This window comes from Thermomonas sp., assembly GCF_035369645.1.
Lineage (GTDB): Bacteria > Pseudomonadota > Gammaproteobacteria > Xanthomonadales > Xanthomonadaceae > Thermomonas.
Window position 1 is genome coordinate 22,151 of record NZ_DAOOUM010000003.1, and the last position, 22,295, is coordinate 44,445.

At 62.8% G+C, this 22,295-nt stretch carries 17 protein-coding genes; 8 read left to right on the forward strand and 9 right to left on the reverse strand.

What is annotated here, in order from left to right:
• Positions 1 to 521: 521 nt before the first annotated feature.
• Entirely contained in the window at positions 522 to 1,073 is a 552-nt protein-coding gene (sufT, locus tag PK789_RS01080) for a putative Fe-S cluster assembly protein SufT (RefSeq protein ID WP_324306488.1), read from the reverse strand.
• A gap of 47 nt (positions 1,074 to 1,120) precedes the next feature.
• Here sufT and PK789_RS01085 point away from each other — a divergent pair, with 47 nt between their 5' ends.
• Positions 1,121 to 1,654: a hypothetical protein gene (locus tag PK789_RS01085; RefSeq protein ID WP_324306489.1), complete on the forward strand. Its 534-nt coding sequence runs from the start codon at positions 1,121 to 1,123 to the stop codon at positions 1,652 to 1,654.
• Here the strand turns inward: PK789_RS01085 and PK789_RS01090 are convergent.
• Complete coding sequence (locus PK789_RS01090) at positions 1,620 to 3,017, reverse strand: NAD(P)(+) transhydrogenase (Re/Si-specific) subunit beta (protein ID WP_324306490.1); 1,398 nt, start codon at positions 3,015 to 3,017, stop codon at positions 1,620 to 1,622. The two genes, PK789_RS01085 and PK789_RS01090, sit on opposite strands and share 35 nt — an antisense overlap.
• Positions 3,014 to 3,310 carry an NAD(P) transhydrogenase subunit alpha part 2 gene (locus PK789_RS01095; RefSeq protein ID WP_324306491.1) on the reverse strand — a complete coding sequence of 99 codons (297 nt, stop codon included), beginning with the start codon at positions 3,308 to 3,310 and terminating at the stop codon, positions 3,014 to 3,016. Before PK789_RS01095 ends, PK789_RS01090 begins: the two co-directional genes overlap by 4 nt.
• A 151-nt stretch (positions 3,311 to 3,461) precedes the next feature.
• Here PK789_RS01095 and PK789_RS01100 point away from each other — a divergent pair, with 151 nt between their 5' ends.
• From PK789_RS01100 to PK789_RS01110, 3 genes are read left to right on the forward strand one after another with little or no spacing between them, the layout of a single operon-like run.
• The gene (locus PK789_RS01100) at positions 3,462 to 4,028 is read left to right on the forward strand and encodes an RNA polymerase sigma factor (RefSeq protein WP_503011857.1); all 567 of its coding nucleotides are present in this window, start codon (positions 3,462 to 3,464) and stop codon (positions 4,026 to 4,028) included.
• Positions 4,025 to 4,468 (forward strand): hypothetical protein, encoded by a 444-nt coding sequence (locus PK789_RS01105; protein ID WP_324306493.1) that lies wholly within the window; start codon positions 4,025 to 4,027, stop codon positions 4,466 to 4,468. The genes PK789_RS01100 and PK789_RS01105 overlap by 4 nt, the downstream gene beginning before the upstream one ends.
• Before the next feature lie 3 nt (positions 4,469 to 4,471).
• Positions 4,472 to 4,906 (forward strand): DUF3106 domain-containing protein, encoded by a 435-nt coding sequence (locus PK789_RS01110; protein WP_324306494.1) that lies wholly within the window; start codon positions 4,472 to 4,474, stop codon positions 4,904 to 4,906.
• A gap of 57 nt (positions 4,907 to 4,963) precedes the next feature.
• Here the strand turns inward: PK789_RS01110 and PK789_RS01115 are convergent, their stop codons facing one another.
• A complete protein-coding gene (locus PK789_RS01115; protein ID WP_324306495.1) occupies positions 4,964 to 6,064 on the reverse strand; it encodes an NAD(P) transhydrogenase subunit alpha in 1,101 nt (366 codons plus the stop codon).
• 74 nt (positions 6,065 to 6,138) lie between these two features.
• On the opposite strand from PK789_RS01115, the gene PK789_RS01120 reads away from it, so the two are divergent.
• From PK789_RS01120 to PK789_RS01130, 3 genes are read left to right on the forward strand one after another with little or no spacing between them, the layout of a single operon-like run.
• Positions 6,139 to 6,708 carry a nitroreductase family protein gene (locus PK789_RS01120; protein WP_324306496.1) on the forward strand — a complete coding sequence of 190 codons (570 nt, stop codon included), beginning with the start codon at positions 6,139 to 6,141 and terminating at the stop codon, positions 6,706 to 6,708.
• A complete protein-coding gene (locus tag PK789_RS01125; protein WP_324306497.1) occupies positions 6,696 to 7,598 on the forward strand; it encodes a 5'-3' exonuclease in 903 nt (300 codons plus the stop codon). Before PK789_RS01120 ends, PK789_RS01125 begins: the two co-directional genes overlap by 13 nt.
• Complete coding sequence (locus PK789_RS01130; RefSeq protein ID WP_324306498.1) at positions 7,595 to 8,137, forward strand: NUDIX hydrolase; 543 nt, start codon at positions 7,595 to 7,597, stop codon at positions 8,135 to 8,137. The genes PK789_RS01125 and PK789_RS01130 overlap by 4 nt, the downstream gene beginning before the upstream one ends.
• Here the strand turns inward: PK789_RS01130 and yoaA are convergent.
• Positions 8,123 to 10,150: a DNA repair helicase YoaA gene (gene yoaA / locus PK789_RS01135; RefSeq protein ID WP_324306499.1), complete on the reverse strand. Its 2,028-nt coding sequence runs from the start codon at positions 10,148 to 10,150 to the stop codon at positions 8,123 to 8,125. The two genes, PK789_RS01130 and yoaA, sit on opposite strands and share 15 nt — an antisense overlap.
• Before the next feature lie 41 nt (positions 10,151 to 10,191).
• Entirely contained in the window at positions 10,192 to 12,657 is a 2,466-nt protein-coding gene (mrcB, locus tag PK789_RS01140; RefSeq protein ID WP_324306500.1) for a penicillin-binding protein 1B, read from the reverse strand.
• A gap of 106 nt (positions 12,658 to 12,763) precedes the next feature.
• Here mrcB and PK789_RS01145 point away from each other — a divergent pair, with 106 nt between their 5' ends.
• Entirely contained in the window at positions 12,764 to 14,854 is a 2,091-nt protein-coding gene (locus tag PK789_RS01145; protein ID WP_324306501.1) for a glycosyltransferase, read from the forward strand.
• 29 nt (positions 14,855 to 14,883) lie between these two features.
• Here PK789_RS01145 and PK789_RS01150 read toward each other — a convergent pair whose 3' ends face one another.
• The 3 genes from PK789_RS01150 to hrpA form a co-directional block, all read right to left on the reverse strand.
• On the reverse strand, positions 14,884 to 16,029 hold the full coding sequence (locus tag PK789_RS01150; protein WP_324306502.1) for a tetratricopeptide repeat protein: 1,146 nt from the start codon (positions 16,027 to 16,029) through the stop codon (positions 14,884 to 14,886).
• 98 nt (positions 16,030 to 16,127) lie between these two features.
• Positions 16,128 to 18,290, reverse strand: coding sequence for a RelA/SpoT family protein (locus tag PK789_RS01155; RefSeq protein WP_503011858.1), 2,163 nt, complete (start codon positions 18,288 to 18,290; stop codon positions 16,128 to 16,130).
• Positions 18,291 to 18,329: 39 nt separating this feature from the next.
• Positions 18,330 to 22,259 carry an ATP-dependent RNA helicase HrpA gene (hrpA, locus tag PK789_RS01160; RefSeq protein ID WP_324306503.1) on the reverse strand — a complete coding sequence of 1,310 codons (3,930 nt, stop codon included), beginning with the start codon at positions 22,257 to 22,259 and terminating at the stop codon, positions 18,330 to 18,332.
• Positions 22,260 to 22,295: the final 36 nt, after the last annotated feature.

The following is a 22,295-nucleotide window of genomic DNA, read 5'->3' on the forward strand; positions in this document are numbered from 1 at the left end:
GAGATCGCGCTGTTGAAGATCGGTACGCGTTGCAGCTTGTGCACCTGCCGCCGTGAGCGATAGTGCGATGGCGGCGGCCAGCGTGTTGAGTGAGCAAAAACGGTTCATTCAAAATTTCCCCTAGGGTGCGTGGCTTGCCGCAACCGCGGCAAGGCGAGACATCGACATGCATCGAACGTTGCGCAGCCGGCAAACGCCAAAGCTCCCCTGCGGTGACCCGCTGCGTGGCAACGTGCTGTTATCGCTGACAGACCCCATGTCCGGAAGCGATGCAGGATCTTCACGCGCAGCCCAGGGATTTGGTCAAAAACCATTTGTTATTCGCACATGAAAATATGGAATAAAGAAGACATGCCTCGCATCGGCATTGGCGATCCACGGGGATGCGGCAATCGTGCAATGCAGCAAAACATGCTGTACACGACCTCAAATGACATGAATTCCTTGCATTGCACAAGTCTTCGGCGCTGACCCAATGGGTCATGTTGTGACCCGCGCCCCGCCAACGCGCCGCCATAGCGTCAGAACATCCCGGTTTCCAGCCTGGCCACATCGGACATCAGGCTTTGGTTCCACGGTGGGTCAAACACCAGCTCGATATCGGTATCGATCACTGTTGGGATTTGTTCCAGTTTGCTGCGCACGTCATCCACCAAGATATCGCCCATGCCGCAACCGGGGGCGGTTAGGGTCATGCGCACGCGCACCGCGCGGCCGCCCTCTTCGCGCTGGAACAGCTCGGCCACATACACCAACCCCAGATCCACGATATTGACCGGGATTTCCGGGTCAAAGCAGGTGCGCAGCTGCTCCCACACCACCCGCTCCACATCCGCATCGGTTGCGCCTTCCGGCAGCGACAGCGGCTCGACGGGGGGCTTGCCGATGGCATCGCCGTCTTTGCCGGCAATCCGCATCAGATTGCCTTCCACAAACACCGTCCAACTGCCGCCCAAGGCTTGGGTGATATAGCCCACGGTACCGGCGGGCAGGGTGACTTCGTCGCCCTGCGGAACCAGGACGGCGGCGCAATCGCGCTCAAAACGGACGGGTTCGCTGCTGCGGGAATACATGAAAGGGCCGGTCTGATTGAATCCGTACCATTCTAGTCCCAATCAGATTGCCCGTCAGCCACGGCAATGGGATGATCGACGGCTATTTGACCTTGATCAGCTGGCCGATGCCGTCTTCCCCTGCTCCGGATACGCAAGCGCGTAAGTACGCCCTGCCCTTATTGGCCTTGGGTACCACCGGGTTTGCCGCCGGCTGGATGTTGCTGGCGCTGACGCTAGATCGCACGTGCAGCTGGTTGGCGCCACTGGCCGCCTTGGACATGGTGCTATTGCTGCGCCTGAGCCGCTGGCCCGCCGGGGTTTCGCGCAGTGCTTGGTCAGCGGCGGCCACCGCCACCGTGATTGTGCTGGCCAATGGCCTGATTGCCGGCGGGCAAATGGGCAAATCGCTGGGAATGCGGCCGTGGGAGGCCGTGCTGCGGATTGGCCCAGATTTCGCGTGGCTGCTGGCGCAGATGGCCAATACCCATGTCGATGGGTTGTTCTACGCCGCCAGCGTGCTGCTCGCGGCATGGTGGGGTTTGAGGTGGGGCCTGAGGTGGCGGCTCAATGGCCGCCATCCAGCGCCTTCAACTCACTGACCAAGGTACTGGCAACGTCCGCCCCATCGCCATACAGCATGCGGCTGTTATCGGCGTAGAACAGCGCGTTTTCGATCCCGGCAAAGCCCGTGCCCTTGCCGCGCTTGATGATGATGGTGTTCTTGGAGTTCACCACATCCAGAATCGGCATGCCGTAGATCGGGCTGGCCGGGTCGGTCTTGGCCACCGGGTTGACCACGTCATTGGCACCGATCACCAGCGAAACATCGGTCTGCGCGAATTCGGGGTTGATATCGTCCATATCGGCGATCAGGTCATACGGCACGCCGGCCTCGGCCAATAGCACGTTCATATGGCCCGGCATGCGTCCAGCCACCGGGTGGATGGCGAATTTCACCTTCACCCCGCGCTCGATCAAACGCTGGCTCAGCTCCCAGATCTTGTGCTGCGCCTGCGCCACCGCCATGCCATAGCCGGGCACGATCACCACACGCTCGGCAAACGCCATCATCGCCGCCACGTCGGCAGCTTCGATGGGCTTCATCGAACCCCCGATTTCCTGCATCGCCGCCGAACTGCCGCCGAAGTTGGAGAACAGCACATTGCTGATCTTGCGGTTCATCGCCTTGGCCATCAGCCGGGTCAACAGCATGCCGGCCGCGCCCACCATGGTGCCGGCGATGATCAGCGCTTCGTTGCCCAGCACATAGCCTTCAAACGCTACTGCCAGCCCGGTGAATGCGTTGTACAGCGAGATCACCACAGGCATGTCGGCGCCGCCAATCGGCAGCGTCATCAACTTGCCCAGGCCCAGCGCCAGCAGGAAGAAGGCAATGATCCACGGCATCGCCAGCGTGGTCACCGCCATCACCCCACATACCACCGCCGCCAGCGCCACCAGGGCATTGAAATATTGCTGGCCCGGGAAGGTGTAGCGCTTGTCCATGCGCCCATCGAGCTTGGCCCAGGCGATGATCGAGCCGGTCAGCGACACCGCACCAATCAGCGCGCCCACCACCGCCAACACCAAGCCCAACTGCGAAGGTACCGGCGCACCGCCGGAAAACTTGACCAACTCCACCGCACCGATCGCCGCCGCCGAACCGCCACCCATGCCGTTGAACAGTGCCACCATCTGCGGCATGTCGGTGATCGCAACTTTCTTGCCCCAGACCCAGTTCAGGCCCACGCCAATCACGATCGCCACCAGCATCAACGCGATGTTGTGCAGCCCCGGCAGGAAAAAGGTGGCGACGGTGGCCAGCAACATGCCCACGCCCGCCCACTGGATGCCGCTGCGCGCAGTCTTGGGCGTACTCATCCGCTGCAAGCCAAGCAAAAACAGGGTGGCGGCAATGAAATAACTCAGTTTGACCAAGGTCAGAAGGCTGGCGTCACTCACTTGGCATCCCCTTTCTTGCTGGCCTTGAACATGTCCAACATGCGCTCGGTGACCACATAGCCACCGGCCGCGTTGCCCGCGCCCAGCAGCACCGCCACAAAGCCCAATGCTTGCTCCAGTGGGGTTTGCGCCTCACCCAGCATGACCATTGCACCAATCAACACGATGCCGTGGATGAAGTTGGAGCCCGACATCAAAGGCGTGTGCAAAATCACCGGCACCCGCGAAATGATCACATGGCCGGCGATACCCGCCAGCATGAAGATATACAGCGCCACAAACCCGTCGCCCACGATGCCGCTCCCCGTTGGTCTGCCTGCATCATAAACACGGCACGCGGCCAGATGTCACCCAATGCCATGTCAACCCGTATGCAGGCCATGCGTTTCCAGCATGACCGTGGCAATGTCGCCCGGCCAGCCATCGTGAATCCGCATGTTGCTGATGCCTACCGCTAAGCTTGGGCCCGTGACGACCCAGCCACAAACGCAAGCACCCCCGCCCGCAACTACGCTGGAGGCGTTTTTGCGCGGGGTGGAAGTGCGCGCGTTCCGGTTTGCCGAACTAGGCCTGCGCCACCGCGAGGATGCATTGGACGCGGTGCAAGACACCATGCTGAAAATGCTGACCTACCGCGAACACCCTGCAACCGAATGGAACCCGTTATTTTGGAGCATCTTGCGCAACAAAATGACCGATATGCAGCGGCGTAGCATGTTCCGGCTGCGCTGGTTGCTACCCGGGCAAGACCGCAACGGTGAACCGGTGGATTGGGCCGATGAAAGCCCCGACCCATCGCGTCGCCACGATAGCCGCGAGGCGTGGCAGGAAATCCGCGCCGCCTTGCGCGCGTTGCCGGCACGCCAGCGCGAAGCCTTCACCCTGCGCGTGCTGGAAGAACTCGATGTGGCCGATACCGCCCGCGTCATGGGCTGTAGCGAAGGCTCAGTGAAAACCCATTTGTCACGCGCACGCGAGGCATTGCAGAAACAACTGGAGGCGTTCCGATGAACGGGAACACAGATCATTTTGATAGCACCCTGCGCGCGCACCATGCCGCCGCACTGACACAGGTATCGCCGCAAGTGCAGGCGCAGTTGGCACAACGCCGCAATGCCGCTTTGCGCGGCACACCGGCCCGCCCGCGTCATGGCCTGCGCTATGCCGCGGCCAGTTTTGCCGCGGTGGGGGCACTGGCCATAGGTCTGCGCCTGTATGCCCCGCCCACACCCCCGCTAGCAACCGCCACATCCACCGCTGTGGTGACTCAGAACCATGCGCCGATACCGGCAATTTCGGGTACGGGTACGGGGACAACCACGGCTGCCGTCACGGCCGCCACCACGTCCACGCCATCACCATCTTCCGGCAGCAACCCGCTATTGGAAGAAGATCCCTCGTTCTACGCTTGGCTAAGCACCTCGGACGTGCCGCAGCTGGCCATGGAGTAAGTCATGACACGTCATTTTTCCGCTTGGTTCTTGCTGGCCGGTCTGGCCCTATCCCCGGTCATTGCGCAAGCGCAAGAGACCAAACCAGAAACCTTGCCCACATGGGAGCAGCTCACCCCCGCGCAGCGCGAGCTACTCATTGCCCCGATCCGCGAACGCTGGAACAGCGAACCCGAACGTCGCCCGCAATTCATGCGCTATGCCAAGCGTTGGAAAGAACTACCACCGCCGCAACGCGACCACGCCAGTCGTGGCATGGAGCGCTGGGAAACCATGAGCCCCGAGCAACGCGAACAAGCCCGCGCAGTGTTCCATTTTGTGCGCGGCATGGACAAAGACAGCCGCCGCGATTTTATGGACAAATGGCGCGCCATGACCCCGCAACAGCGCAGTGATTGGGCGAAGGCGCACCCGGTGCCAGAGCAAAAGAGCCATTAACATTCTCCTCGCTCAACTTCACAGGCCACGGACTGGCTGACTTGCCTGCGCCAGCATTCACCCTTGCGAAGCAGGTGCTGCGCGTTCTGGCCACACGGTTTTGGCCAGCAACTCATCGCCCCAATCAAAATGCAGCGCGCCATCTTTCAATAACAGGCTGACAAAGTTGAAGACGTTGCGGGCGTACATTTCGCTGGCGTGTTGGGCACCCATCGAGGCCAGGTTCAGCGGTCCGGCGATGGTGACGCCGGCGGACTCGATGGTTTGACCGGGTTGGGTCAGGGCGCAGTTGCCACCGGTTTCGGCGGCCAAGTCCACCACCACGCTGCCGGGCTTCATGCCGGCCACCATGGTGTCGGAAATAATTTTGGGTGCGGGCCGGCCGGGTACGGCGGCGGTGCACACCACCACGTCGATGCCTTTCAGGTGATCGGCCAGGCGTTGTTGTTGCAGTGCGCGCTCCTCGTCGGTCAGTGCGCGCGCATAGCCGCCTTCGCCGGTGGCGGACACGCCAAGATCCAGGAATTTGCCGCCCAGCGATTCAATCTGCTCGCGGGTTTCCGGGCGCACATCAAAGCCTTCCACCGCCGCACCTAGACGCTTGGCGGTGGCAATCGCCTGCAAGCCGGCCACGCCCGCGCCCACAATCAGCACCTTCGACGGGCGAATGGTGCCGGCCGCCGTGGTCAGCATCGGGAAAAAGCGCGGGGCCAGTTGGGCGGCGATCAGCACCGCTTTGTAGCCGGCCATGCCGGCCTGCGAGCTGAGCACGTCCATCGCCTGCGCGCGGGTGGTGCGCGGCAGTTTTTCCAGCGGGAAAGCGACAATGCCGCCGTGCTGGATCGCCTCGGCGCGGGCGGCATCGGCTTGTGGCTGCAAGCTGCCCACCAGCACCGCGCCCTGCTTCAACCCGGCAAGCGCGGCGGCGCTGGGCGGCTGCACGCACAGCACGAGGTCGGCACCGGTCAGTGCGTCGTCGGTCACCTGCGCGCCGGCGTCGGTATAGGCGCTATCCGTGAAATACGCACCCGCGCCAACCCCCGCCTGGATACGCACCGTGCAACCTTGCGCCACCAATTTTTTGCAGGTTTCTGGGCTTAGCGCCACGCGCCGCTCGCCTGCTGCCGTTTCCCGTGCCACGCCCACGATCACCGTCATTGCGCATCCCCAAACTTGTCTCGATGCCTGCATCCTACCGCTACCATGGCACTTCCCCGCAATGATGTTTGCTGATGCTGACCCATACCGCCCTTCTAAGCCGCATTTCCACCCCCACCCGGCAATTGGCCGCACCCGGCCCCAGTGCTGCGCAATTGCAGGCCATCTTGCACACCGCGGTGCATGTGCCCGACCACGGCAGGCGGGTGCCATTTCGCTTGTTGCGCATTGCCGGCGCTGCCCGCGCCGCGCTGGCCGACGCCGCCGAAGCGCGCCAGCGCGTGCTGGACCCGCAAGCGGGCCCGGCGGTCATCGAAAAACTGCGCACACGCTTTACTGTGCCGCCGCTCACAATCGCGGTGATTGCCAAACTGGGGCCGGATGAAAAAATCCCGGCCTCCGAACGGTTTTCCAGCGCTGCTTGCGTGTGCTTCCAACTGCTGTTGGCGGCGCAGGCCGAAGGCTTTGGCGCGCAATGGTTGACCGGCTGGCTGGCCTACGACCGACCCTTCTTGGAACACACACTGGGCCTGCATGCTGACGAGCAATTGCTGGGCACCCTTGCCATCGGCACCGCCACCGTGGCCGTGCCCGAGCGCGAGCGCCCGGATGTGGCGGCATTGCTGACGGATTGGCAGCCGTGACCACGCCCACCCTGCACTTGGTGGATGCCTCGCTGTACGTGTTTCGCGCGTGGCATTCAATGCCAGATGAGTTTCACGATGCCGACGGCTGGCCCACCAATGCGGTGCATGGGTTTGCGCGGTTTTTGCTGGACTTACTGGAACGCGAGCACCCGCAACACATCGCCATCGCCTTCGATGAGGCGCTGGACAGTTGTTTTCGCAATGTCCTGTATCCCGCCTACAAAGCCAACCGCGAGCCCGCGCCGGCGGAACTGCGCCGGCAATTTGCGTGGTGCAAGGCGTTGTGTCAGGGCTTGGGGCTGGCCACCTTGGCGCATACCGATTTCGAGGCCGATGATTTGATTGGCAGCGCCGCGCACCGCGCACGCAGCCAAGGGTTTCGCAGTGTCATCGTGTCGGCCGACAAGGATTTATCGCAATTGTTGAGCGATGATGATGAGCAATACGACTACGCCAAGCGCGAACGCTGGGGCGCCGCCGGGGTGAAAGCGCGGCACGGTGTGCACGCGCAGCAAATTGCCGACTATCTGGCGCTGACCGGCGATGCGGTGGACAACATCCCCGGCGTGACCGGCATTGGCCCCAAATCGGCTGCGGTGCTGTTGGCGCATTTTGGCAACTTGGATGCCCTGCTGGCGCGCATTGATGAAATCCCGTTCCTGCGCCTGCGCGGCGCGGCCTCGCTGGCCGTGCGCCTGCGTGAACAGCGCGAGCATGCTCTGTTGTGGCGGCAACTGACCACGATTGCGCTGCATGCGCCGCTACCGGAAGGCGACTTTGTGCGCGGGCGCGGGGATGCTGAAGAACTCACCGCATTGGCCGACTGGGTGCGGTTTGGGCCAATGACCCGCAAACGCCTGTTTGATGCGGCTAAGATCGCATCATGAGCCATCTCAAACACACGTTGTACGAAGGCGACTGGTTGCGCTTGGTGCGCATTGGCCATTGGGAGTCGTGCGAGCGCACCCATGGGCAAGGCATGGCGGTGATTGTGATTGCGGTGACCCCGGCCGATGAGGTGTTGTTTGTCGAGCAACACCGCATTCCGCTGGGCGCACGCACGATTGAAATGCCCGCCGGTTTGGTGGGTGATGACCACGCGCAAGACACCTTGATCGACGCCGCGCGGCGCGAGTTGATCGAAGAAACCGGCTGGTCGCCGGGCAAGGTGGACGTGTTGCTGATTGGCCCCACCTCCTCAGGCATGAGCAATGAACGCATCGCCTTTGTGCGGGCGCGTGACTTGACCCGCGTGGGCGCGGGCGGCGGTGTGGCGGGCGAAGACATCACCGTGCATGCGGTGCCGCGGCAACAGGCACCGGCATGGCTGATGCAAAAGCAGGCCGAAGGCTTTGAGCTGGATCTGAAATTATGGGCCGGGCTGTGGATGGTCGAGCGCAACCCGGATGGCTCAGCGGTGGTGTGACGCCGCGCTCGCTGCGGTTTCAGCGCCATCTTCAGTACCATCTTTAGCGCCGGCGTCGGCAGTTTCGGCATCCGCAAAAAACGCTTGTACCTGCGCCAACGCACGGGTGATGGGCAACGGCGGCAGTGATTCCAAAAACACCCGGCCATAGGATTTCTGGGTCAGCCGGGGGTCGCACAATACCAACACGCCACGGTCGGTTTCGGTGCGGATCAAGCGGCCCGCACCTTGCTTCAACGCAATCACCGCCTGTGGCAGTTGCTCGTCGCGGAACGGGTTGCCACCGGCGCGGCGAATGGCATCCAGACGTGCTTCAAATACCGGGTCATCGGGGGCGGCGAACGGCAATTTGTCGATGATCACCACGCTCAAGGCATCGCCGGCCACATCCACCCCTTCGCGGAAACTGGCGGTGCCCAGCAGTACCCCGTTGCCGGAGTCGCGGAACCGCTGCAACAGCACGTGGCGCGGTTCGCTGCCCTGCACGAATAACGGCCACGGCGCATCTTTGAGCGCCTCGGCGGCTTCGCGCAGGGCGCGGTGCGAGGCAAACAGCAAAAACGCGCGCCCCGCAGACGCCTGCAACACCGGCTGTACTGCTGCCAGCACCGCCTGCCCGTACTCGCGTGCAGCCGGCTCCGGCAACTGCGTGGGCAGGTAGCACAGGGCTTGCCGGTCCCAGTCGAATGGGCTGGGTTCGATCAACTCACGCGCCTGTTCGATCCCCAAACGCTGCGCCATGTGCGCAAATGTCCCCGCCACCGCCAAAGTGGCCGAGGTAAACACCCACGCCGCATTGGATTGCTCGCGGTGCGCGCGCAGGGGTGCCGACACATCCAGCGGCGTGCGCTGCAAACGAAACCCGCGCGGGGTGAGTTCAAACCAGTGGGTGTGTACGGTGTCGGTGGGTGTGTCTGCCTCACCCAGCCAACGCTGCAAACGCAGCGCGTGGTCATGTGCACGCACATGGCAGGCGTCCAGACCGGGGGCCGCCTGCCGCAACGGTTCCAATGCCGCTTGCAGGGTGTGCAGAGTGTGCACCACCGTGCGCAGGGCCGGCTCCACATCCACCTCGTCCAGCGCCCGCCACGCAGTGCCGCGCACCGGCAGGTTGTCCATTGCGGCACGCAGCGCGCGGGTCGCCGCTTCCAGCGCCTGCGCCGGGGCTTGCAACACCGCCAAGGCACCGGGCACGGATTTGCATTCACCAATGGCCTCGCGGGCCAGCTCCACCAAGGGGCGGGCACTGGTGCCTTCGCCAAAAAACTGCGCGGCCAATTCCGGCAATTGGTGGGCCTCGTCGATCACAAAGGCTTGCGCACCCGGCAAAATTTCGCCAAAGCCTTCTTGCTTCAACGCCAAATCGGCCAACAGCAAATGGTGATTGACCACCACCACGTCGGCCGCTTGTGCGCGCTGGCGGGCCTGCACGACGAAACACTCGCTCCAGAACGGGCAGTCGGTGCCCACGCAGTTATCGGTAGTGGAGGTCACGATGGGTAGCAGCGGCGAGTCTTCCGGCAGTGACGCCATTTCCGCCAGATCGCCACTGCGGGTGCGCCCACTCCAGGCCACGATGCGCTGGAATTGCGACACTTGCTCGCGGCTTTGAAAGCGCGGCTCGCCCTTGGCCTGCTCCACCCGATAGCGGCACAGATAATTGGCGCGCCCTTTCAGCAAGGCGGTTTTCAGGCCCACCCCCAACGCATCGCGCACGCGCGGCAAATCGCGCAGATACAGCTGATCTTGGAGTGCGCGGGTGCCGGTGCTGACTATGGTTTTCATCCCCGACAACAACGCCGGCACCAGATAGGCAAAGGTCTTGCCGGTGCCGGTACCGGCTTCAGCCAGCAGCAGGTCGCGGCGTTCAAACGCCTCCGCCACCGCCACCGCCAACCGCTGCTGCGCCGGGCGTGGGCGAAAGCCCGGCAGCGCCTGCGCCAGCGCAGCGTCGGCGGTCAGTGCGGCGTGTACGGCCTGGCCCAGCCGCGAGCTGCCTTCCTGTGTACTCATGATTGCCTGCTTGTCATTGCCTGCCCGTCATTGCCTGCTCGTCATGGCGTGGGCCGTGGCGATGCGGGCTCGGGGGGCGGCGCTTGCTTGGCGGGATCGCCGCCGCCAAAGAAGTGGCGGATCGCCTCGCCGGCACGTTCCAGTGGACTGCTATTGGCATCCGGAGCGGCCGGAATGGGATTGCCAAATTCATCCACTTCCACCGGCGGCGCGTACTGGCAGGGCTGGTAGGCGGGGGCAAAACCAGCCACAAACGGGAATCTGCGCGCGCCCGGGCAGCCCGGGTCGGTGCTTTGCCCGTCTTGGATGACGCGCCAGTCGATGCCCTCATCGGACAAGCGCAAGGGCGCGCTAGGCAGGCGTTGAAAGATCTCCGACCACACCCGCATGCCGCCGGTGGCACCGTACAAGCCGGTGGCCAAATTTTGATCATTGCCCACCCATACCACCGCCAATTGGTCGCCGGTGTAGCCGGCATACCAACTGTCGCGGCCATCGTTGCTGGTGCCGGTCTTGCCGGCCGGGCTGAGCCGGCCCAAGCCATCGCGAATCAATGCATGTGCAGTGCCCGAAGTCACCGTGTATTGCAGCGCATTACCCACCAACCGCGCCGCCACCGCATCGCCTTTTTGTGCCGGTGGGGCGTCGCTGTCATAGCGTTTGATGGTGCGTCCTTGCGCGTCCAACACCCCGCGCACGGCGTGCAAGGGTTGAATCTCGCCACCCGATGCCAAAAATTGATATAGCTGGGCCATCGCATACGGGCTTTGATCCACGGCACCCAAAATTAGCGAAGGCTGCGCTTCGGATTCGATCCCGGCCAAGGTACGAATCAAGCTTGCCAGCCGCTGCGGCTGCACCTCCATCCCCAAACGCACGGTGGCCTGGTTGAAACTTTGCGCCAGCGCACTCATCAGCGCCACACTGCCATGGCTGCGGCCATCGGAATTTCCCGGTGTCCAATTGCGCCCGCGGCCTAGACCTACGCTGATCGGCGCATCGCTGATCGGGCTGGCCAGCGACCATTTGTCCGGCTGCGCCAGCGCCAACAAATACACGAATGGCTTGAGCAACGAACCCACCGGCCGGCGTGCATCCACTGCACGGTTGAAGCCGGCCTCGGTGTATTCGCGGCTACCCACCACCGCCAACACATCGCCGTTATGCACGTCGGTGACCACCAACCCGGCTTGCAGCGCTGGCCGGCCCTTGCTGCTCAACGCTTTCAAGGTGCGTTCTACCGCTGCTTCAGCATAGCCCTGCGCCGCCGGCGACATCCCGGTCATCACCGACAAGCCGGCCCCGGACAACTGGTCGGCCGGGTAATCGCGCGCCAATTGCTTGCGCACCAGATCCACATACGCAGGAAAACGATTGGCAGCCAAGTTCCCCGCATTGGCCGTGACCCCCAGCGGGGCCTTGCTGGCACGCTGGTATTCCTTGTCGTCGATCAGCCCGGTTTCGCGCATTTCCCCCAGCACAAAATTACGCCGATCGGTGGCGCGCTCGGGGTTGCGTCTGGGGTTGTACCAAGACGGCCCCTTGACCATGCCAATCATCAGCGCGATCTGTTCGGTGGACAGATCGCCCAGCTCTTTGCCAAACCAGAATTCGGACGCCGCCGCCACCCCGCGAATGGACTGCGAACCGCGCTGACCCAAATCCACCTGATTGAAGTACGCCTCCAATATGGTGCGCTTGTCGTAGCGTGCATCCAGCAACAAGGCGTACAAAATTTCCTTGAATTTGCGGCTATAGGTTTGCTCTTTGCCGATACCCAGCAAACCACTGCGCGCCAACTGCTGGGTCAAGGTGCTGGCACCTTGCTTGGTGTCGCCGCCGGATTTCACATTGACGAAGATCGCGCGCAGCATGCCGCCCACATCAATACCAATGTGGTGGTTGAAGTCGCGATCTTCCACCGCTTGCAAACCGGTCACCAGTAGCTCGGGGACTTCTTCGATGCGCACCAGTCGGCGTTCTTCCTGATTTTGGCCGTACAAGGTAGCGATGCGAGCCGGGTCCAAGCGGGCACTGCGCAGGTTGCGGCGGCCGCCATTGTCGCGAATCGACACTACTTGCTCGCCGGCCAACACCACGTTCAGCTGCATCGGCGCAACCCGGCCATCGACATCGTTATAACCACGGCTGGAGATCTGCCATGTCGCGCCATTGTGGGCATAACTGCCGGGGCGGCGGCCATCACCGGGGCGATAGGCGGCGGCATCCAACTCAGCCTTCAAGGTTGGCGCATCCATCGCCAAACCCTGCCGCAGCAGCAGCGGGCGCGCATAGACGCGGGTGGGCACCTGCCAGCGCAGCTTGCCAAAGCGTTCGCCCACCTCGTGATTGAGGTACAGCAAATACGGGATCAGAAACCCCAGTAACAGCGCCGCTGCGGCCAGTCCCCACACCAGCAATCGCCGTCGCCAGCGGGGACCGTCAGCACCGCTAGCTGCGGGGGTGTCGTCATGCGGGGCGTCATCTTCGTCTTGGATACGGGGCATTGGTCGGGATTCGATCGCGGGATGCGACAATGAACAGCGAGTCTAGCGCAGCCGCCGGTATCGGCATGTGCGGGTTTTCCCCATTCTTATGCAGGAGTTCAGCCCTATGCCGGTCCCCGTTGAAGCGCGCTTTTGGTGGTCGCGCGCACTGGGATTGTGGCGGCGCGGCGTGGCCAGCCTGCGCACGCGGGGCGTGGCCGCCAGTTGGCAGCGGGTGGTGCAGTATCTGCAGCGCCCTACCCGCCTGCCGCACAACCTGTATGCCCCGGCAGCCACACCGTTTGCGGCGTTTTCGCTGGCCACCTCCTCGCTACCGCGCGCCAGCGTGATCATCCCCATCTACGGCGCGTGGGCGCATACCTTGGCCTGCCTGCGCGCCTTGGCCGAACACCCCCCGCGCACGCCATTCGAAGTCATCGTGGTGGATGACGCATCCCCGGATGACTCGCTCCAGCATTTGCATCACATCGATGGCATCCGCGTGCATGCGCGTGCGCAGAACGGCGGTTTCATCGCCGCCTGCAATGCCGGTGCCGCGCTGGCGCAGGGGGAGTTTCTGGTTTTCCTCAATAACGACACGGTGCCGCAGCCGGGTTGGCTGGATGCGTTGTTAGACACCTTCGACCAACACCCGGATGCGGGCTTGGTGGGCGCGCAATTGGTCTATCCGGATGGCCGCCTGCAAGAGGCCGGCGGGGTGGTCTTTGCCGATGGCCACGGTTGGAACTACGGGCGGTTTGAGAACCCAGACCATTGCGCGTACCGATATCTGCGCGATGCCGATTATGTCAGCGGTGCCGCCATTGCCATGCCGCGTGGGCTGTTCCAGCAATTAGGCGGGCTGGATACGCGCTATGCCCCGGCGTATTACGAAGACACCGATCTGGCCTTTGCCGTCCGCGCCGCCGGCCGTCGCGTGGTGTACCAAGCCAATGCAGTGGTGGTGCATGACGAGGGCAGCAGTGCCGGCACCGACCTCAGTACCGGCCCGAAAGCTGCGCAGGTGCGCAATCGCGCGGTGTTTGCCGACAAATGGCAGGCCGCATTGCGCGCGCAATTGCCCGCCGGCAGCCTGCCCACCCCCGCATTGCTGCACCGTGGGCAACGACAGGTTTTGATTATCGATGCATTGACCCCGCAGCCGGACCGGGATTCGGGCTCGCTGCGGCTGTTCAACGTGATGCGTCTGCTGATCGAAGAAGGCGCGCATGTGGTGTTTGTGCCGGCCAACCGGAGTGCCGATGGCGACTACACCCGCGCACTGCAAACCTTGGGCGTGGAATGCTGGTATGCGCCATGGATGCCGCGTTGGCCCGCATGGTTGCAAGCACATGGGCCGCGCTTTCATGCGGTGATGGTGTGCCGGCACTACGTGGCCAGCGATGTGTTCCCGCTGTTGCGCAACTACGCCGCGCAAGCACGCCTGTTGTTTGACACCGTGGACTTACATTACCTGCGTGAGCAACGTGCGGCAGAACTGTCCGCAGATGCCAGCGGCTTGCGTGCGGCGGCCGTCACCCGCAAGGCCGAGCTGGGCGTGATCGCCGCTGCCGACATCACCTTGGTGGTGAGCGATGTCGAGCGCAACTTGCTGGCACAGGAGCTCCCGCAGGCACAGGTCGCGGTGCTTTCCAATGTGCATACCACTGCACCCGCCGGCCCGGGATGGGCACATCGCACCGGACTGTTGTTCGTCGGCGGGTTTCGGCATCCACCGAATGTCGATGCCGTGCTCTGGTTTGTGCAGGAGGTGTTGCCACTACTGCATGCGCAGCACCCCGACATGCCGCTGCATTGCATCGGCGGCGATGTTCCTGCGTGCATCGCGCAGCTGGCCAGTGTGCCCGGCGTACATATCCATGGCCATGTGCCGGACTTACAGCCGTGGCTGGATACCTGCCGGGTGTCGATTGCGCCGCTGCGGTTTGGTGCCGGGGTAAAGGGCAAGGTCAACCAAGCAATGGCGCATGGACTGCCGGTGGTGGCAACCGCGTGCGCGGTGGAGGGCATGCACCTGCACGCTGGTCACGATGTCCTAGTGGCCACCAGCGCCACAGCCTTTGCACAGGCGGTGCAGCGTGTGTATGCCGATGCCGACCTCTGGCAGCAACTGTCCACCCATGGCCGCAGCAATGTGGCCCAGCATTTTTCGTTCGATGCCGCGCGGCTCAGCGTGCGGCGCTTGTTCCTAGATTGACTAGTGCGAATAACGACGCAGCCATTGCCTTATTTCAAACTCGGTTGGATACGCTGCAATCGCTGCGCCAGTGCATTGCTGCCAGGCACATCGGCATCCACCGCACGCGCGCGCAGTAGCGCCGTGCGTGCACCACGCACATCGCCACCGCGCAGACGTTCATCACCCACCGCCAACCAGCGTTCGGCCAACTGCCGCTGCGCCGCCAGCAGGCCGGCATCATTGGGGTTCAGCTGCCGCCAAGTCTCCAGACACGCACGCGCACGCCCCAGATTGTTGTCACGCATGGCCGCGCGATGGCAGGCATGCGCCGCCCGTTGCGTGGCTTGTGCGGCGTGCTGCACCTGCGGCGTATGCGGCGTATGCGGCAAGGCTTCGTTGCGCGCATGCGTACAGACCTCCGGCAGGGTCACCGCCGGCAGTGCTTGCAACTGCGCACACGCATTCGCAGCCGATTGCCATTGCTTGCGTTGCTGCATGCGTCGAATTTGCTTGCTGCGACGCTCAAGCCCCCGCGTCAGTCCCGCATGCAATGCAGGCAATACCGGATGCCCCGGATCGGCGGCCTCGACCCGCTGCAACATCCGCGCGATTTGCAGCAAATCGCCCTTCGCCAATACCTGCGTGGCCGGCTTGGTCAGCACGTCCAACACATCCTCGCGGCCCTCCAACGCATGCGGATTGTGGGGTTGCCGTTGCAGTACGCTTTGATACAGCGGCAATGCGGCGTCTGCACCATCATCCAAATGCCCTTGCGCGAATGCCGCCTGCGCCCGCACCAGCAGACTCTCGATCGTTTGCGCGGATGCCGTCATCGCCTGCATCTGTTTTTGGATGCGCTCGCTGCGCGCCTGCGGGGCCTGCAACTGACGGGCCAATTGCAAAGCCGCGTTGGCCTTTGCCAGATCCCCGCGGTTAACCGCAGTTTGCGCGCGGGCAAGGGCTGCCTGCGCGACCCGCTCCAACCCTTCGCGTGCCTGTAATTGATCCGGTTGCAGCGCCAGCGCGGCTTCAAACAATTCACGTGCGCCGCTTCCGTCATTGGCACTCAAGCGGCCCTCTTGCAAGGCAAGCTCGGCACGCTGGCGCAGCGCGTCGTAACGTGGATCCGGCCACAGCCAACGCCCCAGTGCATCGCGGCACACCAGCACCGCCAACACTGCGACCAGTAACACCGCCGCCGCCCCTACCAGTAATCGCCGCGATCTGTGCGACAAGCGCAACCAGCGTGCGCGCCAAGCGGCAAGCGGTATTGCGGCGGGACGGCGGCGATTCATGCGCGCCTTGCGGCATCCACCCCGGGCAGGGATTCCAAGCGTGCCAAGAGCAAGCCCAATTGTTCGAAATCGGCAATGCGTGCCTGCAACAAAATGCGTATCCGGCCATGCCCGCCACGTCGCTGTTCGGTGTTCAGCGCTGTCACATGCACACCGGTTTGCGCCACCAAGGTGGTGATGTCCTTGAGCAACCATTTGCGATCGATACCTTCGATGCGTATGGCGACCTCTTGCCCACTGCGCCGGTTGCCCCACTCGACCGGCAGCACCCGCGCCGGCTCTTTATTTGCCAGCCGCAAGAACGCAGCACAGTCGGGACGATGCACGCTGATCCCGCGAGTGCGCGTCAAATACCCCACGATGGGTTCCCCCGGTAGCGGCTGACAGCAACGTGCAACTTGCACCAAAAGATTGTCCACGCCCTGCACGGTCACCGTGCCCGCACCGGCAACGGCGGGCGTTGCGGGTTTGGATGGCAGCAACGGGATGACTGCCTCGGGCGCTTGCGCTGCCTTCTCCAAATCCAACAGCGCGCGCCCTATCTGGTTGGGGCCCACATCACCCAGCGCCACCAACACCAACAAATCCTCTTCCGTCTGCGCATTGAATTTGCCCAGCACCGGTGCAAGCTCGGCATGTAGCAAGCCCATGCGGCGTAAATCACGCTCCAGTAGTTCGCGGCCTTCTTTCAAGTTTTGTGCACGATCGAGCTTGTTGAACCACGCGCGTACCTTGTCCCGCGAGCGGCTGCTGGCCAAAAAACCGGCACTGGGTTGCAGCCAATCACGACGTGGTTCGGCCACCTTGCCGGTGAGAATTTCCACCCGCTGACCGGTGCGCAATGCGTGGGTCAGCGGCACGATGCGGCCATCGACCTTCGCCCCCCGACAACGGTGCCCCACCATACTGTGGATGGCATACGCAAAGTCGAGCACGGTGCCGCCTTGCGGCAAATCGAGCACCTCGCCTTTGGGGGTCAGTGCATACACGCGGTCTTCGATCAGATCGCTGTCGATACCTTGCAGCGGTGTTGTTTCGCCTTCACCAGCGGCTTCGGCGGCTTGCTCCAACAGCTTGCGCATCCACGCGATGCGCTTGTCCATTGCCGCGCCGCCGGCACTGCTGCCTTCTTTGTAACGCCAGTGTGCGGCCACGCCCAATTCGGACTGCGCGTGCATCTCGCGGGTGCGAATCTGCACCTCCACGGTCTTGCCTTCCGGCCCGATGACCGCCGTGTGCAGCGAGCGATAACCATTGGGTTTAGGACGCGCGATGTAGTCATCAAACTCACTGGGAATGGGCACCCACAGCGCATGCACCAACCCCAACACCGCATAACACGTGGGGATATCGTCCACCAGCACGCGCAGCGCGCGTAAATCGTACAGTTCCTCGATCGGCAAGGCCTTGCGCTGCATCTTTTTCCAGATGCTGTAGATATGCTTGGGGCGGCCTGCCACATCGGCCTGGATGCCTTGCGCGGCCACACTCTCGCGCAGCTGTGTTTTGACCATTTCGATATAGCGTTCGCGGCCGGTGCGGTTGTCATCCAGCGACTGTGCAATGCGCAGATACTCATCGGTCTGCAAGGCACGAAACGCCAGATCTTCCAGCTCCCATTTCAACTGCCAGATACCCAGCCGATTGGCCAGCGGCGCATGAATATCACGGGTCATTTTTGCCAGTGCGCGCTGCTCCTCCGCTGGCAGTCGCCATGCGGCGCGCATGCGCGATAGCTGGCGCGACAACACGATCGGGATTACCCGCAAATCACGCACCAAGGCCAGCAACAGCCGACGCATGCCTTCGGGGTTACGGCCGCCCCCGTGACTGCGATGCAAGGCCCATACCCGGCTCGCCGCACGCTGGCCTTCCAGCAACACATGCAGGCGCTCGGGCACCGGCTGCCTGGCCTCTGCGGCCAGCGCTTCGATATCGATCAGCGCATCCAGCAAGGCCGCCGCCAAGACTTCGGCATCGGCATTGAGTTCAACCAAAATTGCCAGCGTGTCGGTGAGCACGTCGGCGCGATCTCGCATCGGCGCACCGGCTTCGGCACGCGCAAGCCACCACGCCGCCAACGTGGCAGGCAGCGCATCGTCGGGCAAACGCGCCAATGCGGCGGCGTAGTTCAGAGCAGGAGCAAGTACGGTGGACATCGTTCTACAGTAGTCGCAAGCACATGGGTGCACCAGTCTTTACATGCGCTGGATGCGTTGCAATCGTGCCGCCAATCGCTTGGGTGACACCCCTGCCTTGACCCCCAATTCCTGCGCAAACAACTGCACGCGCAGGTCTTCCAAGTCCCAGCGCAACGCTTGCACTTCGGGGGCCTGCGGGTCGCCGCTGGCCAAGGCATCGGCAAAGGGTTTGAGTTCCAGCATCCGCGCCTGATCGCGCACCGGGTCACGTTGGGCGCGTTCGGCGCGCAGCGACAATGCCTTCAACCAACGCGGGTAGTCGGCCAACGCCGTGGCGGGGGTGTCACGCAAAAATCCTGGGGCGGACAAGCCTTCCAACTGCGTCTGCATATCGTCCAGGTTCGCGCGTGCCCAGCCCATTAATTTGGATTCCAACTTGCCACGCACCTCGGCCACCAAGCTCAAAATGGCTTCGGCCTGTTTGAGCCGCTGCATGGCTTCGCCAAACAAGGCTTTGCCGATGGCATCACAACGTTGCGCAAAGGCATCGGCATCGCGCACATCCAGCAAGCCTTCGGCACTGAGCGCCGCAAACGCACCGTCAACCAAATCGGCGCGCAGGCGATCTGCATCTTTCAGGCCATCCTTGCGGGGTGCAGCGGACTCGATGGCTGCATACAGCAACGATATTTTTGGCTGCACCGGCAATTGTTTGCGTGCCTGCTTGCACTTTTCTTGCAGGGCAATTGCCAACAAGCGACGCACCCCCTGCGGGTGCAGGCGTTCGGCCAGTGCGCGCTGCGCATGCACGCCCAACGACACGCTGGAACCCTCGTCTTGCAACGCCGGGTAGGCCGGCACACCGCCGGCACCGGCGACCTGCATCGGTACCGGTTGTTCTGGAAATTGGGTCATACCGTCTCGACGCAGCCCTTGTGCGGCTTGTTGTGCAAACGCATCGGCAGCACGCTGTGCAAAGCGCACGCGCAACTCGGCAATATCACGCGACTCTGCCAGCACGGTTTTGCCTTCCAGCAACCGCAGATTGGCGCGCAGATGCGGCGCCAGCGTACTGCCATCAAACGCCAGTGCACTGAGTTCCACACCGGTCAATTTTTCCAGAAACCGCGCTAATGCACTTTCAATGGCATCGGCCCCTGGTTGCGGGTATGCCTCGGCAAAAGCACGCGCAAACTCCGGCGCAGGTACAAAATTGCGACGCAGTACTTTTGGCAGTGATTTGATCAACGCTGCCGCCTTGTCTTCGATAAACCCCGGCGCCAACCACGAGAGCCTTGCGTCATCCACCGCATTCAACAAATGCAGCGGTAGCGCCACGGTCATGCCGTCATCCACCGCACCGGGGTCGAAGCGGTACTGCACCGCCAACCGTGCATCGCCCAATGGTAGATACGCAGGGAAGCACGCCGCATCGCTCTGATCCGCCACTAGGAGTTCGTCGCGGCTCCATTCCAGTGCGGCCTTTTGTTCTTTCGATAATTTGCCAAACCACGCATCCAATGCCTGCGTGTTGTGCACCTGCGCAGGCAGTCGATCCAAATACCAGCGCGCTTGCCAGTCTTCATCCACCACCAGGCCCACCCGGCGCTGTTTGGCTTCTTCTTGTTTGGCAAGTTCCAATGTGCGCAAATTGCGCGCCAAAAATGCGCTGCGGGTATTGATCTCACCGGTCAATAAGGCATCGCGCACAAACAGCGCACGCGCTTCTTCGGGGAACAATGCACCGTAGTGGACGGGCTTTTTCGGTGCCAATACCAACCCAAACAAACTGATCTGTTCGCTGCCCAGCACACGGCCTTGCGCGCGCGACCAATGCGGGTCGTGCTGCCGGCGTGCCAGCAAATGGGGCAGTTGCGCAATCACCCAATCGGGTTCGATTGCGGCATTGGTCATGGCCCACACTTTTTCGGTGTCCAGCAAGGTGGCAGATAACACCCACGGCGGTGGTTTAGATACCAACTTCGAACCCGGGAACAAGGTGAACTTACGCCCGCGTGGGCCATCGAACCCACCCTTGTCGCTGCGATAGCCGATCTGTGTGGGCAGGCCGGCAATCAGCGCGCGATGCAGCGCCGCATAGTGCGTTGCACCAGCATGGACGGGCGATGCCAGATCGTCAGCGCGTGCCGCATGCCAGCCCAATTCTTCACACTGCAACTTCAACTGCCGATGCAACTCCCACCATTCGCGCAGCCGCAAAAATCCCAGGAAATTCTTATCGGCCCATTTGCGCAATTGTGATTGCGTCAGGTCTTCATGCGCGCTGCGATAGGCCTGCCACAACTTGAGGATGCCGATGAACTCGGACTTGGCATCGGCAAACTGTGCGTGCGCGGCATCGGCGGCGGCACGCGCATCGGCGGGGCGTTCGCGCGGGTCTTGGATCCCCAAAAAACTGGCGATCACCAGCATGTCTTGCAGTACGTCTTGCGCCTGCGCGGCCACCAACATGCGCGATAGCTTCACATCCACCGGCAGCTTGGCCATCTGCTTGCCAATCGCGGTCAACCTGCGCTTGTCGTCCACCGCGCCCAATTCGTTGAGCTGCTGCCAACCATCGGCAATCGCACGCGGATCGGGCGGTTCCAAGAAGGGGAACTTCTCAATCTCACCCAGTCCCAACGACAACATCCGCAAGATCACCCCGGCCAATGCGGCGCGGCGGATTTCCGGATCGGTGAATTCTGGCCGCGCGGCAAAATCGGCTTCGGAATACAAGCGAAAACACACGCCCGGCGCGATCCGCCCGCAGCGCCCGGCGCGTTGGTTGGCGCTGGCTTGCGACACCGCTTCGATATGCAGGCGGTCGAGTTTTTGCCGTGGGCTATAGCGTTTGACCCGCGCCACACCGGGGTCGATGACGTAGTGGATGCGTGGCACCGTCAGCGAGGTTTCCGCCACATTGGTGGCCAGCACGATGCGCCGCTGCGGGCCGGGATGGAACACGCGGTCTTGGTCTTTGGCCGACAGCCGCGCGTACAGTGGCAGCACTTCGGTGTGGCGATATTTACGCCGCTCCAATGCTTGATGCGCATCGCGGATTTCGCGCTCGCCGGGCAAAAACACCAGCACATCGCCGATGGATTTGTCTTTCTGAATTTCGTCACAGGCGGCAACGATGCCATCCAGCAAAGTACGCTCCCCGGCGCCCTCGCCATCACCTTCGATCGGCCGATAGCGCATCTCCACTGGATAGCCGCGCCCTTCCACGCTGACCACCGGTGCACCGGAAAAATGTGCGGCAAAGCGTTCGGTATCAATCGTGGCCGAGGTGACGATGACTTTCAGGTCGGGCCGCCGCGGCAGCAGTTGCTTCAGATAGCCCAGCAGGAAATCAATATTAAGACTGCGCTCGTGCGCCTCGTCGATGATCAAGGTGTCGTACTTCGACAACCAGCGGTCGGTCTGAATTTCTGCCAGCAAGATGCCGTCGGTCATGAACTTGACCGCGGTCTGCTCGCTCACCGCATCGTTGAAGCGCACCTGAAACCCCACCGCGCCACCCACTGGCACGCGCAACTCCTCGGCCACGCGCCGCGCCACCGAACGTGCCGCAATCCGACGCGGCTGGGTGCAGCCAATCACCCCCGCTGCGCCGCGCCCGGCCAACAGGCACAGCTTGGGCAACTGGGTGGTCTTGCCACTGCCGGTTTCACCGGCAATCACCACCACCTGGTGCTCGCGAATCAGCGCCGTGATGTCATCGGCGTGGGCGGCAATCGGCAAGCTGTCATCGATGGTTGCGCCGGGAAGCTGCGTGGCGCGCTGCGCACAGGCGGCCACCGAGACTTGCAACGCTTCAACCATTGCGGCGCGCAGTACGGCATCTGCAGGATTGGCCTGCCATTTCGACAGCAGCCCCAGCAAACGCCCACGGTCACGCGTCAACGCGGCGCTGATCCACGCCCTTGCCTGCCGCGGTGTTTGCACGGTCTCTGGCTTGAATTGAGTATCGATAGCGCGCATCTATGAATGACAGTGATATGTTGAATTTCAAGTTGT

Excerpts from the sequence above, each read along its gene's own strand:
- PK789_RS01110 (WP_324306494.1), top strand. The coding sequence starts at position 4,472 with ATGACACGTCATTTTTCCGCTTGGTTCTTGCTGGCCGGTCTGGCCCTA.
- PK789_RS01115 (WP_324306495.1), bottom strand. The coding sequence starts at position 6,064 with ATGACGGTGATCGTGGGCGTGGCACGGGAAACGGCAGCAGGCGAGCGG.
- PK789_RS01105 (WP_324306493.1), top strand. The coding sequence starts at position 4,025 with ATGAACGGGAACACAGATCATTTTGATAGCACCCTGCGCGCGCACCAT.
- hrpA (WP_324306503.1), bottom strand. The coding sequence starts at position 22,259 with ATGCGCGCTATCGATACTCAATTCAAGCCAGAGACCGTGCAAACACCG.
- yoaA (WP_324306499.1), bottom strand. The coding sequence starts at position 10,150 with ATGAGTACACAGGAAGGCAGCTCGCGGCTGGGCCAGGCCGTACACGCC.
- PK789_RS01155 (WP_503011858.1), bottom strand. The coding sequence starts at position 18,290 with ATGTCCACCGTACTTGCTCCTGCTCTGAACTACGCCGCCGCATTGGCG.
- PK789_RS01100 (WP_503011857.1), top strand. The coding sequence starts at position 3,462 with ATGCCTACCGCTAAGCTTGGGCCCGTGACGACCCAGCCACAAACGCAA.
- sufT (WP_324306488.1), bottom strand. The coding sequence starts at position 1,073 with ATGTATTCCCGCAGCAGCGAACCCGTCCGTTTTGAGCGCGATTGCGCC.
- PK789_RS01145 (WP_324306501.1), top strand. The coding sequence starts at position 12,764 with ATGCCGGTCCCCGTTGAAGCGCGCTTTTGGTGGTCGCGCGCACTGGGA.
- PK789_RS01130 (WP_324306498.1), top strand. The coding sequence starts at position 7,595 with ATGAGCCATCTCAAACACACGTTGTACGAAGGCGACTGGTTGCGCTTG.
- PK789_RS01120 (WP_324306496.1), top strand. The coding sequence starts at position 6,139 with ATGCTGACCCATACCGCCCTTCTAAGCCGCATTTCCACCCCCACCCGG.
- mrcB (WP_324306500.1), bottom strand. The coding sequence starts at position 12,657 with ATGCCCCGTATCCAAGACGAAGATGACGCCCCGCATGACGACACCCCC.